The sequence below is a fragment of the Salmonella sp. NW1250 genome (assembly GCF_051812965.1).
Taxonomy (GTDB): Bacteria; Pseudomonadota; Gammaproteobacteria; order Enterobacterales; family Enterobacteriaceae; genus Salmonella; species Salmonella enterica.
Window position 1 is genome coordinate 1 of sequence record NZ_JAMNDD010000048.1, and the last position, 505, is coordinate 505.

1 protein-coding gene and 1 pseudogene are annotated in these 505 nt (G+C 56.2%); both read left to right on the top strand.

Annotated elements, in window-relative coordinates; translation table 11 throughout:
* Positions 1 to 141, top strand: a pseudogene (locus NBA72_RS24185) (GDP-mannose 4,6-dehydratase); the annotation flags it as partial.
* Between the two features lie 2 nt (positions 142 to 143).
* On the top strand, positions 144 to 505 hold a 362-nt coding region (locus NBA72_RS24190; protein WP_439005039.1), incomplete at its 3' end, for an NAD-dependent epimerase/dehydratase family protein.

The following is a 505-nucleotide window of genomic DNA, read 5'->3' on the forward strand; positions in this document are numbered from 1 at the left end:
GCGCATGAGAAACTGGGCTGGAAACCGGAAATCACCCTGTCGGAGATGGTCTCCGAGATGGTGGCGAACGATCTGGAGGCCGCGAAAAAACACTCACTGCTGAAATCTCACGGATTCGATGTAAATTTATCTTTGGAATGACCATGACCAAGCAACGAATTTTTGTGGCGGGCCATCGCGGGATGGTGGGCTCCGCGATTGTACGGCAGCTTGCGCAGCGCGGCGACGTGGAGCTGGTGCTGCGCACCCGCGATGAGCTGGATCTGCTCGACGGGCGCGCGGTACAGGCGCTCTTTGCCGGGGTGGGTATCGACCAGGTTTATCTGGCGGCGGCGAAAGTGGGCGGCATTGTCGCCAACAACACGTATCCGGCGGATTTTATCTATGAAAACATGATGATAGAGAGCAACATTATTCACGCCGCGCACCTGCACAACGTGAACAAACTGCTGTTTCTCGGTTCGTCCTGTATCTATCCGAAACTGGCAAGGCAGCCGATGGCGGA